At 46.7% G+C, this 14476-nt stretch carries 11 protein-coding genes and 1 CRISPR repeat array (1 of these 12 running past the window's edge); of the genes, 8 read left to right on the plus strand and 3 right to left on the minus strand.

Annotated features, from left to right (window positions below; genetic code table 11):
- Positions 1–430: 430 nt before the first annotated feature.
- Positions 431–982, minus strand: a complete 552-nt coding sequence (locus EL628_RS21730) for a peptidase inhibitor family I36 protein (RefSeq protein ID WP_126582111.1) — start codon at positions 980–982, stop codon at positions 431–433.
- Positions 983–1401: 419 nt separating this feature from the next.
- Here EL628_RS21730 and EL628_RS21735 point away from each other — a divergent pair, with 419 nt between their 5' ends.
- From EL628_RS21735 to EL628_RS21770, 8 genes are all read left to right on the plus strand, one after another.
- Positions 1402–2280: a phosphotransferase family protein gene (locus tag EL628_RS21735; RefSeq protein WP_126582112.1), complete on the plus strand. Its 879-nt coding sequence runs from the start codon at positions 1402–1404 to the stop codon at positions 2278–2280.
- A 30-nt stretch (positions 2281–2310) separates the two neighbouring features.
- Complete coding sequence (locus EL628_RS21740) at positions 2311–2910, plus strand: NUDIX hydrolase (protein ID WP_126582113.1); 600 nt, start codon at positions 2311–2313, stop codon at positions 2908–2910.
- 296 nt (positions 2911–3206) lie between these two features.
- On the plus strand, positions 3207–3797 hold the full coding sequence (locus tag EL628_RS21745) for a GNAT family N-acetyltransferase (RefSeq protein ID WP_161975664.1): 591 nt from the start codon (positions 3207–3209) through the stop codon (positions 3795–3797).
- Positions 3798–3806: 9 nt separating this feature from the next.
- Entirely contained in the window at positions 3807–4109 is a 303-nt protein-coding gene (locus EL628_RS21750; protein ID WP_126582115.1) for a hypothetical protein, read from the plus strand.
- A 272-nt stretch (positions 4110–4381) separates the two neighbouring features.
- A complete protein-coding gene (locus EL628_RS21755) occupies positions 4382–4822 on the plus strand; it encodes a hypothetical protein (protein ID WP_126582116.1) in 441 nt (146 codons plus the stop codon).
- 462 nt (positions 4823–5284) lie between these two features.
- Positions 5285–5800, plus strand: coding sequence for a P-loop NTPase family protein (locus EL628_RS21760; protein WP_126582117.1), 516 nt, complete (start codon positions 5285–5287; stop codon positions 5798–5800).
- Between the two features lie 44 nt (positions 5801–5844).
- Entirely contained in the window at positions 5845–6345 is a 501-nt protein-coding gene (locus tag EL628_RS21765) for a GNAT family N-acetyltransferase (protein ID WP_161975665.1), read from the plus strand.
- 291 nt (positions 6346–6636) lie between these two features.
- Positions 6637–7257, plus strand: a complete 621-nt coding sequence (locus EL628_RS21770) for a histidine phosphatase family protein (protein ID WP_126582119.1) — start codon at positions 6637–6639, stop codon at positions 7255–7257.
- 18 nt (positions 7258–7275) lie between these two features.
- Here the strand turns inward: EL628_RS21770 and EL628_RS21775 are convergent, their stop codons facing one another.
- Complete coding sequence (locus EL628_RS21775) at positions 7276–7893, minus strand: hypothetical protein (protein ID WP_126582120.1); 618 nt, start codon at positions 7891–7893, stop codon at positions 7276–7278.
- Between the two features lie 4316 nt (positions 7894–12209).
- Entirely contained in the window at positions 12210–13985 is a 1776-nt protein-coding gene (locus EL628_RS21780) for an SAVED domain-containing protein (RefSeq protein ID WP_126582121.1), read from the minus strand.
- 74 nt (positions 13986–14059) lie between these two features.
- Positions 14060–14476: direct repeats of the CRISPR family, unit length 37 nt; unit sequence CTTACAGTATCCTAAAACGGATCGAAACCTCTCCAAC (it continues 651 nt past the right edge of the window).

The raw sequence follows: 14476 nt of genomic DNA on the forward strand, positions 1-14476 counted from the left end.
TTGTCATGGAAAAGGTAGCTTTGCAGCAATTGGAGAGACGTGTTGTTTATGCAATGATGATCGTGAGATTCCAAGTAGCTATAAACCTAATCTTTTTCTTCTGCTTGTAAACATACATGCAGGAAACATAAAATGCCAATCATGTAATAGAAGCAGTGGTTACGGAGAGTGGACGACAAGCCCCAAAGGACATGGCTACTGTATTCATTGTGCCGTACCTACTTTCAATAGCTGCTACTGTGCTTCATGTAACAGCAGTCTAACGTATAAGAGCCAAAGCTATTGCGTGCATTGTGGTACGTCTGTGAAAGACTAAACGATCTGCGTGCTTATAGGGTCACGAGATTATTTGGGACAAAACCCACGCTAAGCCAGGAAGCCGCTTATCAGGCTTAGCGCGGGTTTTGATCGAGGGTTCAAAACATCTTTCTTAACAAGATTCCACCATGGAGGCCGCGTTGTAAACATCGTTATTGCTTGATGTGTCGGACGACCAATGACCCGGGCTTTCGTAATCGATCTTCGAATCATATACATTGTATATTTTTAACGTGTACGGACTGTAATTAATATAAGATCCAAGTCCATCGGTAGGAAAGTAGTTCAGCAACACAAGTGCGCTACTACTATCACATCGATAGGAGGATGACTGAACCTCAGCCCCAGTATACCCTGTGTCATACCACAAGCAGAACCAACCACTTCGGCAGTTACTCGGTCCTGAAGCGACGGAATAGGCCTTCGTCGTAAAGGTCACGATGGTTTTACCATTGTCCAGCGAAACAGCGTTCCAGGCAGTCTGTTTGCTACCAGGCACCTGCTGGAGCAGAGTAGCTACCTGTTGTTGTATACCTGAATGAGCCGTCTGGCTTACGGGAATTGTTGCTGCATGGGCCTGATTGGTGCCGAAGACGCCCGCAGAGAACACAAGGACGAGAAGCATACTTGCGCCAAAACTACAGAGGCGTTGAATCACTTTCATGCGATATTCCTTTCTTGCATGAGTTTTTCTGGCATTTTGTTCGGTTTTTCCTGAGAATGATAGAATGGCCGCCTTTCTCAAACATCTTCTTTGTAGAGAGGGGTTTTTCTCAAATGTACCCGAGGCTATGCCCAGGAGAGCTGTGCAGCCATCTTCAGACACTGAGAATTCTGGCTTACACTACATTAGCTCAGATGTTCAAAGTATACGGACTTAATAACCTTGTAACAAGGGTCACTTTGGGGTATGTTGATGGGGTCACTTTGTAGCCCTGTTTCTAAACAAAGAAACGTGAAATAGTCGAAGGTAAATTGCAGCATATGCTAGAATACAGAAGGAAAAAAAGATAGTGCGCATTTTGTGGCCTCGAGTCTTTGTCAGAAAATTCTTTCCTCTCATCACTGGTTGTAAGGAGCCATATGAACAAGAGCAGTGTCTACCTGGAAACCATACAGCGTCTCTATCCTGATTTTCCTGTATATTCAATACAAACGAACACCGATGGCCAGAACAATGATATCCTTATCGTGAATGATGCCTTTATTTTCCGCTTCCCAAAATATATCGATGGCGTAGAAAGACTTGAGCGGGAATGTGCTCTTCTGAAAGGGATTGGCGACTTCATTACCCTTCCCATCCCGCACATCAGTTTTGAGCAGATAGTAGACCAGACTGTTGGCCAGGTGTTTCTTGGCTATCGCATCATCCCAGGAGTACCACTTTGGCGCGAGACAGTGCAGAACATATGCGAGGAGCACATCCTTACCAGCCTGGCGCTACAACTGGCCCAGTTTCTGCGAGAACTTCATTCGATTCCCAGCGACGTCATTCATGAGCAACCACTCCCCGTTGCAGATACCTATGAAGAGTGGCGTGATATATATACCCGTATTCAGATGAAATGTTACCCTTACATGAGGTTGGATGCTCGTCTGTGGGCAACCCACCACTTTGAAACATTCCTGGCTGATTCGGCCCATTTTGCGTACAAGCCAGTCCTTAAACATGGTGATTTCGGGCCATCGAATATCCTCTTTGATGCAGAAAAACAGGTCATTAGCGGGATTATCGACTTTGGAGGAGCGGGACTTGGAGATCCAGCATATGATTTTGCAGGCATTTTGAGTGGCTATGGAGAAACGTTTCTCCGAAGATTCGTTGCCATCTACCCTGAAATAGAGGCTTTTTGGGACCGCATCACGTTTTATCAGGGCACGTTTGCTCTCCTTGAAGCGCTCTTTGGAATCGAGAACCAAGATCAAAACGCCTTTGAGAGCGGGATAAAAGAGTATGTGTAACGCAACGAAATCTTGTAACAAAGGAGAGGAATGATGCAGAGTCTATCAAAAGTGAGAACGGCAGGTGTCTACGTCAAAGTCGCAGGCTTCTTTCCATTCCAGGTTGGTCCAACGCAGCGTGGTGATACACTTGGCGTTATTCGCCTGGGTGGCCACCGAGAGGCAGATGAAACAGGATGGGAGTGTGCTGCTCGCGAAGCATTTGAGGAAGCGTCTCTCCGTGTCATGCCTCTCCATCCTCCAGCAACATACTGGGTAGAAGTTACAGAACCTCCAGTGTTTCAGGTAGGTTCCTGGAATGCAGGTCCACCTGATGAGGTAGCACCAATCCTGGTCAGCACGCGCAAAGAAGAGTCAATGACACCGATATATCTTGGATATACGCATGATACCCCCCAACCATCCGCGGAGGCAAAAGCCTTATTGTTGTTGCGTCCTGAAGATATTCATCAACTCGTGCTGGGAACGATCACATTAGGGAGTTATCTCGATATGGGAGGAAAAGCGCTGTTCAAAGAAGATCTCCCAACAGATTTTGTGTTGGAGCCTTTTCCTCATCTACGTTTCCTACATCAATTGATCCTAATTCATCCAGAAATCACTCAGTCGTCAGAGCGATCTTACAGGTGAGGAAGATCCTATCCTTCAGAGATTGAAGTCCCCTCGGATGCAGATCTTCTAGCCTGAGAATATCCCTCATAGCCTGATGCGGATTGGATGTTGCGCTTGTGCCTGGACCAACGATCTGGCAGGATGCCACAATGGTTGCTGTTCTCACAATTTAATCTAGAGCAGAGGGTGTGCTCCTCAGCCAGGGTATCTGCCTCAATAGTAAAGGGCATATCATCCAACAGTGTTGCGAGCGCTCTGGCTGTTTCCCACATCTTGCCTGCTGTGAGCAAATGCAGATGAACAGAAGATATTGTTTGTCAATTTATGAAAAAATACAGAAAGAAATCACTGTAAATATGAGCTTAAGCAGCCACCTTCAAACGTTTCCTGTTTTGGATACAGAAAGGTTATTATTACGGCAAATGGAGCAAGAGGACGCGAAAGATATCTATCTCTTTTTGTCCGATGAAGAAACGATGCGTTTCTATGATGCCCCTTTCACCCAGTTTGAGCAAGCAGAAAAGAGTATAGCGCGTCATCAAAAACGTTTTGCTGATCAAGAAGCAATACGCTGGGGGATTACCTTAAAAGGAGAAGACAGGGTCATCGGAAATTGTGGATATTCGTGGGATGCCGAGAACTTTGGTGCTAGACTCAGCTATATTCTTGCCAAACCCTATTGGAACAAAGGCATCATGTCAGAGGCCTTAGCTGCAATTCTTCAGTTCGGTTTTACTTCCTGCCAACTGCATCGTATTGAGGCTGAAGTTGCGCTACCAAATCACGCCTCTGCACAGGTATTAAGAAAACTTGGTTTTCAGGAAGAAGGCCTTCTGCGAGAACGTCTCTATGTGGATAATCAGTTCTACGATGAAAAAATGTTTGCTCTTTTAAATAAGAGGTAAATTTGGGAGTTGGCGGTTGAAGCATTCCAACAGGGTCCGTGGGTTGGCGATGGGGATCAGTCACAGCATGACCCGTCGTCCCAGTATCGCTGGGAAGCGGCCTTTGCGTTAGGACGGTTAAGGCGCGGCACTCGTGAGAAGAACACGTTGCGTCTGCTTAATGCTTTTTTTTCGGATCTGTCAATCGGTGAGGCCGTTATGCGTGCAATGATCGATGTCTACTTTGGAACGTATACGGCAGCCACGTCTTCTCTCGAGGCGTTTCATGAAATCCTTGCGTATCTCACCTCTTCAGATGATGAATCCAGCTAAGATGAGAAGAAATGGGCAAGATCTGATTGGTACTGCCAACTTCTTCTCAGAAGCGATTTAGATATGCAAAGAAGAGAAAGAGCCTCTTTCTTCTTTCATAAAAAATCGGATAAAATAAGATCAGAAAGGATCACGTTGTATTTCCGAAAGATTCCACATGCAGAGGACGTGTCCTTCATTCCTGAACAGCTTTCTCATCTTGAGATGGCGTTTTTAGAATCCTCGTTTCTGCATATATACTTGTCTTATATACATAAAGAAGGAAAGAAAAGATGCAGCCATCGGATATTTCAGGCTTTCAAAAAGACACTTCTGTTGCAACTCTTCTCACTGCGAGTGCCACGACTGGCTGGTTGGACTGGATTCATGGAGAACTATGGCTGTTTCCTCACGGCCTGCTTCGTATTCCACTCGACTTTACAACAACCTATCTGCATGGGGCTGGGCCAACGGTCAATAGAATGCGACGCCCTCAGCGCTCCTTTGATCATACAGTCCTACAAACGCTCTTGACCTCTCCTAAAAATGTTTGGGTTCCGCGCGAGTCCATTCAAAAAGCATATTTGCATCATGGAATCACCTGTGATCGACTCCGTTTGGTTGTCGGAGATCATTATTCTGTCAAGTTCCTCTGGTTTCCCTGGGACGGAGCACGGCAACTTCTTCAGCCTACTTTAGCAGAGTGGCTCGGGAGTGGGTTGATTATTGACTGACGAAGCGTATGTTTTTCAAGAGCAATGAAATTGCCAGGGATGTATAAGAAGCCTCTATCTGATGACAAAACAATGAGCAAGATCAAGAAGAGTAATGTTTCTCCTGGCCAGGGTAACTCAGATGCCAATAATCAGTGCTCAAAAAAAGTTTTCTAAGTGTTTTTACACACAAATATCATTCTGGCTGTGCATAATGATCACTCGAATACACCATCGTTCCTGCGTATTGAATTGAGATCTGCTGGCATAAAGATTCTCACAATGAACTTCATTGTGCTAGCAGCAAAATATGCAACAAATAGCTTTTATGAGAGAAAATCTTGTAATTTACTTTGTGGTTGGGTATACTCGGATGGAAGAAATAGACAGGCCAGCCTATCTGCTCATCAAGAATAGAGGGGTGTGCGATAAATACGTTTTGTCGTTGAATGATCAATTGAGGAAACAGAGTGAGGAAAGCCTATGACCCGTGTGGCAATTATTGGAAACGCTGGCGGAGGCAAATCGACAGTATGTAGAAAGCTTGGGAAAGCCCTCGACTTACCTGTGTATCCAATAGACCAACTGCAATGGAAACCAGGATGGGTTCCTACTTCAGCAGAAGAGTTTCATCACAAACATACTGCGATTCTTGCTCAAGAACGGTGGATTATCGATGGGTGGGGGCCTCCAGAAGAGATTGAAGCTCGTTTCCAGGAAGCTGATACCATTATTTTTGTAGACCATCCGCTCCTCATTCATTACTGGTGGGCACTCAAACGGCAGGTGAAATGCCTCTTCCAACCTCGCCTTGATGGACCTGAAGGTTGTCCCATGCTTCCTATGACCTGGAAACTCTTTCGCATGATGTGGACTCTTCATCAGCAGGGGCGACCATACATTCTGCATCTGGTCAATGGATTGCAGGAAGCCAAACAGATCATTCATATTCGTTCTCCACGAGAACTACAGGCTTTTATTCACACGTATTGTGCGTAATAGTGAGTATTGAGCTAGAGAAGATCAGATCAGAAAGGATCAAGTTGTACTTCCGAAAGCTTCCACATGTAGAGGGCGTACCCTTCATTACTGAACAGGTTCCTCATCCTGAGACAGCGTTTTTGCTTCCGATACTTTCAGACGCTGAGGAAGGTGAGGAGCGCATTCGTGCTGCACTCCTCGATCCAACCTGTACTGCCTATGCATTCTGGTTAGATGGTCGGCTTGCTGGAGCTGCCGTGGTGCGCTGGGAGGAAGATGCATCCGGCGAGATCGTGTATATCGCAGTGGCTCCCGATTTGCGTGGGCGCGGATATGGCAAGCAGATCATTCACGTTTTACAGGAGGAATTGCGCAGGCGTCGAGGGCATTCACTTCTGGTCGGGACGGCGAATGCTGCCCTGGCGAACATTGCATTCTACCAGAAATGTGGCTTCCGCATGTTCGAGATCAGGCGTGACTACTTTTCGTATATTCAGCCGCCAATAGCGGAGAACGGAATTGTACTCCGTGATATGTTAGTTTTGCGTTACGATCTGGAATGAAGCCAGCGGCTTTGTTAAAATTTCCCGCTTACTGAGTGCCCATGTACGTTTCGTATCATCTAGCTTCGTGCTCCATTCCTCCATCTCTGATGTCTTACGAGTGCTCCCTTTCTTCGCAGGTAAGCAGGCACACTTACTATAAGGATGAACCCAAAAAGGTGACCAGTCGCTGGAAAAATTGGTCCACGTAACGACTATACACCAGAAAAAGTGAGTTTGCTTGTTTCGATACAAATACCGAAATTTGATAGAATCTTATAAAGAGAAATACAGCAAAATAGAAAGAGAAGAATGCGCATTTTATTGATACGCCATGGTCAAGATCAGCGGGGGTATCGTGGAGGATGGAGCCAGCGAGGATTGAATGAGCAAGGGATGAACCAGAGCCATACTCTTGCGGATCATCTCCAGACCTCCTGGCAGCCTGTGGATTATCTTCTGGCAAGTGATCTGCGCAGGGCCATGCAAACCGCTGAGGCGATCTCACAGTCGCTCCATTTGCCCGTCCATGAAACGCCCCAGTGGCGTGAGATGAATAATGGAGAACTGGCTGGCATGCTCCACGAAGAAGCATGTGAGCGCTACCCTGGTCTGTTTGCACACACACTGGAAATGGATGAGCCCTATCCTGGTGGGGAGAGCCCACGTCAGTTCTTCCAGCGGATAAGCCAGGCCTTTGAGGAGCTGTGTAGAGCCCAGCTTTCGTGTCATCTTCCTCCCAATATTGCGATAGTGACTCATGGCGGCCCCATCAATATTGTCTATGCTCTCTTGAAGCACATCGAGTGGAGTAACAAAATGCCTTCTTTCCCCATGGCAGCAACGAGTATTCACGAAATTGTTTTTCAAGACGGCAGATGGCAGATCAGTGTAGAAAATAGCAACTGCCATCTGGAAATCAACCCATTGTGAACACGTTCTGAAAGAGTGTTACAAGAGATGGAATAATCCAAACACGCTGACAGTAACGCTGATGGCAATGGCCGTTCCTGCAAGCGCCTGGAGTGGCGTATGGGCTTGCACCCGCCAACGAGCCCACCCTACTATGATAATGAGTGGAAAAAGAAGAAAGAAGACTGGCCCATAGACCAGGCCCACTACAGTGATTGCGCCAGCCATCCCAATGAGATGGAAGCTAATCTTCCAATATCTAGTAATGGCAAAAGCGATTCCGCCGGCGATTAAGACTGCCAGCACAGTTGCGATAAGAGTTATTGATGCGTGGAGCACCAGAAGAATGACAAAAACCAGGCCAGTACAGCATATACTAAAGAGGAGAGGAATCAGCCGCTGCTCGCGCTTGCTTACATGATGATCCGTATAGTGACCGCGACGAACGCCACGAAGAATAAAAAGCAATGGTGCCACCGAAATCCCTCCCACAGTTACCACCCACCACAGAAGCGCATGTCTAAGATCAGGAGCAGTTCGAATGGCAATGAGAAGAAAGGTCGGGAAGGCAATAAGGACTGGATTGGTGATTTCTGAGATGAGATGGGCCAGCTTATCCCAGCCCTTCTGAGAAGAGGCAGCTTGTTTTGTGTTCATGATTGTTCTCGTGATTCATGTCTACGAAAGAGATGACCGCTCATTAACAGTCTGATTTGAGCAGGTAAGATCAACCAGATCCACGCATCGTTTCACATCTCTATTGCTACTTCATTTATTTTTTGAGAGTGGTTTGAGGTCTGGCCTCAACTATTCTTCTTTTCATGCATGGTTTCTCATAAAAAAACTATATAATCATTAAATATAGATAGCCTTTTATTTTCGATGACCCTTACAATATCCAGAAACGGATCGATTTCTCTACAACCTGCTCGCATCAGTGATGACAGTGGGGAGCTCAATTGCGTACAGTATCCTAAAACGGATCGAAACCTCTCCAACTATGGTCCAATTCCCTACCCCTGCGGAATACCCTCCGCTTGCAATATCCAAAAACGGATCGAAACCTCTTCAACTTCTGGTGATTTAGCGCAACGCTGCGTGCTCTATACTTGCAATATCCAAAAACGGATCGAAACCTCTTCAACTTCTGGTGATTTAGCGCAACGCTGCGTGCTCTATACTTGCAATATCCAAAAACGGATCGAAACCTCTTCAACTTCTGGTGATTTAGCGCAACGCTGCGTGCTCTATACTTGCAATATCCAAAAACGGATCGAAACCTCTTCAACTGTATCAGGGTGGAACCAACTGGCCGCTCTCCAGGTCTTGCAATATCCTAAAACGGATCGAAACCTCTTCAACATAAAGCATTCCGCAAGCTCCTCTCCTGTTTTCTGCTTACAATATCCAAAAACGGATCGAAACCTCTTCAACTGATTGTCTGCGATCAATGCGCAAGCGCGATGATTGCTTACAATATCCTAAAACGGATCGAAACCTCTTCAACGTGGCCATCGTACACCACGACATTCCAGCCAGATCCAGCTTGCAATATCCTAAAACGGATCGAAACCTCTCCAACTTGTAGTTTTCTCGTTAGAGATTTTACTTGCGTTTTTCTTGCAATATCCTAAAACGGATCGAAACCTCTCCAACCACCGTACACCCGAGCATATTCGCGAAGTTCTGCGCGACTTGCAATATCCTAAAACGGATCGAAACCTCTCCAACATGATGCTTTCCTCAACCCGATCCTTCACCCTTGCAACTTGCAATATCCTAAAACGGATCGAAACCTCTCCAACGTGATGAGGAAGCCTTACGTGTTTGTTTGCTTATCTCTTGCAGTATCCTAAAACGGATCGAAACCTCTCCAACTTCAGTGGCACCCAGGCGGTGAATAATTCGTCCACTGTGCTTACAGTATCCTAAAACGGATCGAAACCTCTTCAACTCTACATGTTCAGAGAGCACCGGAACCGAACTTGTCTTACAGTATCCTAAAACGGATCGAAACCTCTTCAACTGGGTCGATGCCTGAGCTGTGAGCGTGTCAATGTCGCTTACAGTATCCTAAAACGGATCGAAACCTCTTCAACTCTACATGTTCAGAGAGCACCGGAACCGAACTTGTCTTACAGTATCCTAAAACGGATCGAAACCTCTTCAACTGGGTCGATGCCTGAGCTGTGAGCGTGTCAATGTCGCTTACAGTATCCTAAAACGGATCGAAACCTCTTCAACTCTACATGTTCAGAGAGCACCGGAACCGAACTTGTCTTACAGTATCCTAAAACGGATCGAAACCTCTTCAACGCTGCTGATAAGCTCGGTGCTCATAGGTCAAAAAGCTCTTACAGTATCCTAAAACGGATCGAAACCTCTTCAACGACCCTCGTTTCGTGAAGCTCCGCAAAGGTCAGGGTTATCTTACAGTATCCTAAAACGGATCGAAACCTCTTCAACTTCAATCTGAATATATCTTTACTAGTAACCGACACGAACTTACAGTATCCTAAAACGGATCGAAACCTCTTCAACTAACTCATACAGTCCAGCTGATACCACTATCCAGACCTTACAGTATCCTAAAACGGATCGAAACCTCTTCAACCTCCTGGTTGGTTGAAAATGGTGGTGGAGTGGAAGATTCTTACAATATCCTAAAACGGATCGAAACCTCTTCAACCCCCAACTGTTCGTCCGTCATGAGCGCTTCTCCAGCACTTACAGTATCCTAAAACGGATCGAAACCTCTCCAACGCATCTGAATGCCCGGATGCTGTCGCGACATCGTTACCTTACAGTATCCAAAAACGGATCGAAACCTCTCCAACCTGGGAATAAAATCCTCACAGCCGACTTCTCCAATATCGCTTACAGTATCCTAAAACGGATCGAAACCTCTTCAACCTGTCGTTTCGTCTCTGTCAGCCGCTCTGGTGTCTGGCCTTACAATATCCTAAAACGGATCGAAACCTCTCCAACTTGTAGAAGATAAACCGGTCCGCTATGTCAGACGTGCCTTACAGTATCCTAAAACGGATCGAAACCTCTCCAACCTTGCGGATACAATCGGTGTGAGCAAAGAAGAAGCTGCTTACAGTATCCTAAAACGGATCGAAACCTCTCCAACCCAATATTGCCGTCCCAACGGGTCAAGCATCGCAATCTTACAGTATCCTAAAACGGATCGAAACCTCTCCAACGCTGGTCACCAACTGAAAATTAAAGCCAATACCAGCTTACAATATCCTAAAACGGATCGAAACCTCTCCAACACCCCTATCGCCAGGACAGAATGGATTAATCTAACTTGCAATATCCTAAAACGGATCGAAGCCTCTCCAACACCTATGTGCCGCGAATAGACCCATCTGAGATTGATACTTGCAGTATCCTAAAACGGATCGAAGCCTCTCCAACGTTCTGTAGAGCATATTTTGTTGTTGGCAGAGAAGAATCTTGCAGTATCCTAAAACGGATCGAAACCTCTCCAACACAGCAACGTTCATAATTTAACGTTGCGCTTTATGACTGCTTGCAGTATCCTAAAACGGATCGAAGCCTCTCCAACCCGGTCTGGGTTTTCTTTATGTGTGTGTGGATACCGTGCTTGCAGTATCCTAAAACGGATCGAAACCTCTTCAACGGAATAATGCGCAAATTGGTAAAGCGCTCGGCATTAACTTGCAGTATCCTAAAACGGATCGAAACCTCTTCAACTATCTACACTCAGTCCCAGTCTGGCAGGCTCTGTTAGCTTGCAGTATCCTAAAACGGATCGAAACCTCTTCAACTCCGTATACGATTAGTACCAACGGAGCCAATCCAACCTTGCAGTATCCAAAAACGGATCGAAACCTCTTCAACCGAGAGCATTAGAGAGGGGATAGGGTGACTATTTTGACCTTTTTGCGCTTACAGGCCCTTGTTTTGGGCTCTCTGCGCGACGTTTTTTGTTGTTTCTCTCTTTATAAGTATACCACAACCACAGCCGTTCGAAAACCGTTTTTTGCGCCAAAACGGGGGGGATTTTCGGATCTGTTTTGTTATTATTTACTCCTATACAAATCTTTTGCATGCTTATTATTCACTTATCAGGATACATTTGCCCTGTTTTCTTGTACTGCTGAGAGAGGTTTTCGGAGAATGGTCATTTTCAGGCAGAGAGAAGGCAGGAAAGAGGATCGCTCACCTGAAAAGTGTATCTATGCTCAGGCCAATGTGTCTGTCTGAGAATTTTTTCATAAGTATAAGCAGCCAGATGTTCGACAATTTACCAGCGATAGATAGGCCTCTAGCAGACCATCAGATTGAGACGCTCCTGGATTGAGCCTGGGTCGACACGCCTTTTGATGAACGTAACTATGCTGTGATCTTGCACCGATTTGAAAGAGCTCTATCTCCGACGACGCTCTCAATGCAGCCAACTTACAGTATTCTGAAACGGATCGCGATCTCTGCAACGACTCCATCCACAGGACTTCGAGTTTGCTCAGAATTGCTTACAGTATCTCGAACCGGATCGAAACCTCTCCAATCGAGAGCGTTGGAGAAGGGATAGGGTGACTATTTTGACCTTTTCGCGCTTACAGGCCCTTGTTTTGGGCTCTCAGCGCGACGTTTTTTGTTGTTTCACTCTTTATAAGTAGAGGTATAACTAATTCATTTAATTCATTTGTAGAAATTTGGCTTGCTTACGATTCTCAATTCTAAACCGCTTACCATAAAAGCAAGAGCAACGAATTCAGCAGTGGAATGCTTGCCATTTTTTCTCAAAAGTTCCTTGTGCAGAGTATTCATAACTCAATAAAGCTCAGCAAAGGAGCCTCTTTCTCTGCTACCTGCATCTTCTCTTTTTGACCAGTCTACCATGGACTCCACCCTTCACGCTGATCCACTTGTTCAGCGTTATTAAACCTTCTTTGCATTCCTTCTTTCGGGCCTATTGGTCCATGGTTCTGAATCATCTACGCTCTTAATATGCCGATCGGCGTATAGGCTCCTTCAGTACTGTTGAACTCATAGAGTGTGATGGGGCAGAGTGCATTCAACTGCTGGCCCACCAGGACCGCCAGTTCCACTGGTATCACGACAAACAGATGGATCTGCCTCACCCCGTGTTCATCACACAGCTTCTGACATACCTGAGCAATCTGCCAGGCAACGGAGCGAGCATGAGACGCGTCTCTGATTGATTCACGTGAGAGGTCAGGTGATACAAGCCGGATGTGATAGGCAGGCTGAAGATCAAAGTCGGTGATGGCCTGAGCGACAGACTGTTTGATGGAACGGCCCGATGTCACCTCGATCACGGCTCGCCGCTGATCTCCGTTCTTCGTACAATGCCATTCCGTCAAGAAGGGCTCTGTTTCTGTTGGGCGAGCCTGGGTACTCCAGGTTTCTTGTTGTCCATGAAGTATTAAGGTCATTCCGGTTGTTGCACGTAAGACAAAACCAAGAGCCAGTGCCACTGGAAAAATACTTTTTATGAACAGGTGCAGACGATGACTATGTACAGTTTCGCTGAGGCAGCGTTTCACATCCTGCAATGCTGGCCAGAGGATGTCGTTCCATTCTTGAGGCGTGCATGTTCTTTCCTTGCCATCGATCACTGGCGTCCAATCAAGCCGAAGATCCAGAGAGGTCGTTACTGGCATATAGGGGAATGTCATCAGACAGAGGGTTGGCTCATAGCTGTAATCGGCCTGGACGCGGCGCAAGCGGAGCACCAGGGCAGCTTTTAGGATACGTCTGGCCGCCTTATTGCGTCTTACGTTTTGTTCCGCTTCCATTGGAGCAACCGCCCCATCCTCGGTCAATGACAGACCATTAAAGTCAGAGACATCGCCCAGATTGTGACGAGAACAAAATTGTCGGACCTCCGCAAAGGAGACTCCTTTGAGTACAGGGATGATATGAAAATGTGGATCACGCTCCTGCCGACGCAGTGCTGCGGGCACCTCAACGCGCCAGATAAAGTCGGATTGTAGGCAGGCGGGAGTGAGGAAGAGCGCGAATGCATCAGCCTCTTCGATAGCATGGACGATTGCTTGCTCCGTCTGGCTTCCAAGCTGCATGTCGTCAACGTCATGCCAGCAGCGCATGCCACGAACTTTGAGTCGGAGTTGCATATCCCTGACGTGGTCTGTATCCTCGCGTGCATAACTCAGAAAGATGGTGGCTGGTCGGTCCAGACCAACGATCGGTGGTGACTGATGTGTTGGTGGTTGTTCCATGTGGTTGACCTCCTGCTGGTCCTGTTCCTCTTGTTTCTCTGACAGTTCTTTGAACACCTCGATAACGCGGCGGATGCCCAGTGCCACATCGAGCAAAGCTTCATCTCGATTACGCCAGCTGGTAATCGGTTTCCTGTTGGCTGGTAGTGGCTCAAGTTCGGCAAAGGGTGCGCTTTGCCAATCGACTGGGCGCAGAAGAATAGGAATCACAGTGGCCCGCTGCACCTTATGACGTGCGAGCGCATGCATCATCTCCGTGTGGTAACAGTAATTGCTGGCCAGGAAATCTGAACTCACCAGCAGCAGGATAATCTGAGCCGTGCTAAGATGGGCATCAATCTGCTGGGCTCGGTGCGTCCCTCGCACGACCTTCTGCTGATGCCAGCCTGCTATCAGCCCTTGCTGAACCAGCTGGCTAAGGTGCTTTTCAAGAGCCTCACACAACTCTTCATCTTCCTGCGCATATAAATAAAACACCTGTAACGGACGGTCTGATAGCTCACTCATGGGCTATTGTCCTTCTAACCATGGAGACATCTCTAGGAAAGTTGGACTCAAAACAACTCATTGATGAGCTTGATCTTACAGTATTTAGAAACAGATCGAATCCTCTCCAACAAGTATTCTCGTCTGTGGATGTTACGCCTGTTTTCGCTTACAGTATCCTAAACCGGATCGAAACCTCTCCAATGCCCCGATACTGACTCACCCTATCATCACTTGTGCCACTTACAGTATCCTAAACCGGATCGAAACCTCTCCAAATTCATTCTCGGCATCGCTACGGCGCGGCTTCAACAGTCTTACAGTATCCTAAAACGGATCGAAGCCTCTCCAACACGCTATCCAGGCTGCGCGTTCAATCCAGCGGACCACTTGCAATATCCTAAAACGGATCGAAACCTCTCCAACATGGAAAACAGATCATAGAATATAGCGCTGCGGAGTCCTTACAGTATCCTAAAACGGATCGAAACCTCTCCAACAAGACCCTTCTC

The sequence above is a fragment of the Tengunoibacter tsumagoiensis genome, from assembly GCF_003967535.1.
Taxonomy (GTDB): domain Bacteria; phylum Chloroflexota; class Ktedonobacteria; order Ktedonobacterales; family Ktedonobacteraceae; genus Tengunoibacter; species Tengunoibacter tsumagoiensis.

Excerpts from the sequence above, each read along its gene's own strand:
- EL628_RS21760 (WP_126582117.1), top strand. The coding sequence starts at position 5,285 with ATGACCCGTGTGGCAATTATTGGAAACGCTGGCGGAGGCAAATCGACA.
- EL628_RS21775 (WP_126582120.1), bottom strand. The coding sequence starts at position 7,893 with ATGAACACAAAACAAGCTGCCTCTTCTCAGAAGGGCTGGGATAAGCTG.
- EL628_RS21740 (WP_126582113.1), top strand. The coding sequence starts at position 2,311 with ATGATGCAGAGTCTATCAAAAGTGAGAACGGCAGGTGTCTACGTCAAA.
- EL628_RS21780 (WP_126582121.1), bottom strand. The coding sequence starts at position 13,985 with ATGAGTGAGCTATCAGACCGTCCGTTACAGGTGTTTTATTTATATGCG.
- EL628_RS21770 (WP_126582119.1), top strand. The coding sequence starts at position 6,637 with ATGCGCATTTTATTGATACGCCATGGTCAAGATCAGCGGGGGTATCGT.
- EL628_RS21755 (WP_126582116.1), top strand. The coding sequence starts at position 4,382 with ATGCAGCCATCGGATATTTCAGGCTTTCAAAAAGACACTTCTGTTGCA.
- EL628_RS21730 (WP_126582111.1), bottom strand. The coding sequence starts at position 982 with ATGAAAGTGATTCAACGCCTCTGTAGTTTTGGCGCAAGTATGCTTCTC.
- EL628_RS21735 (WP_126582112.1), top strand. The coding sequence starts at position 1,402 with ATGAACAAGAGCAGTGTCTACCTGGAAACCATACAGCGTCTCTATCCT.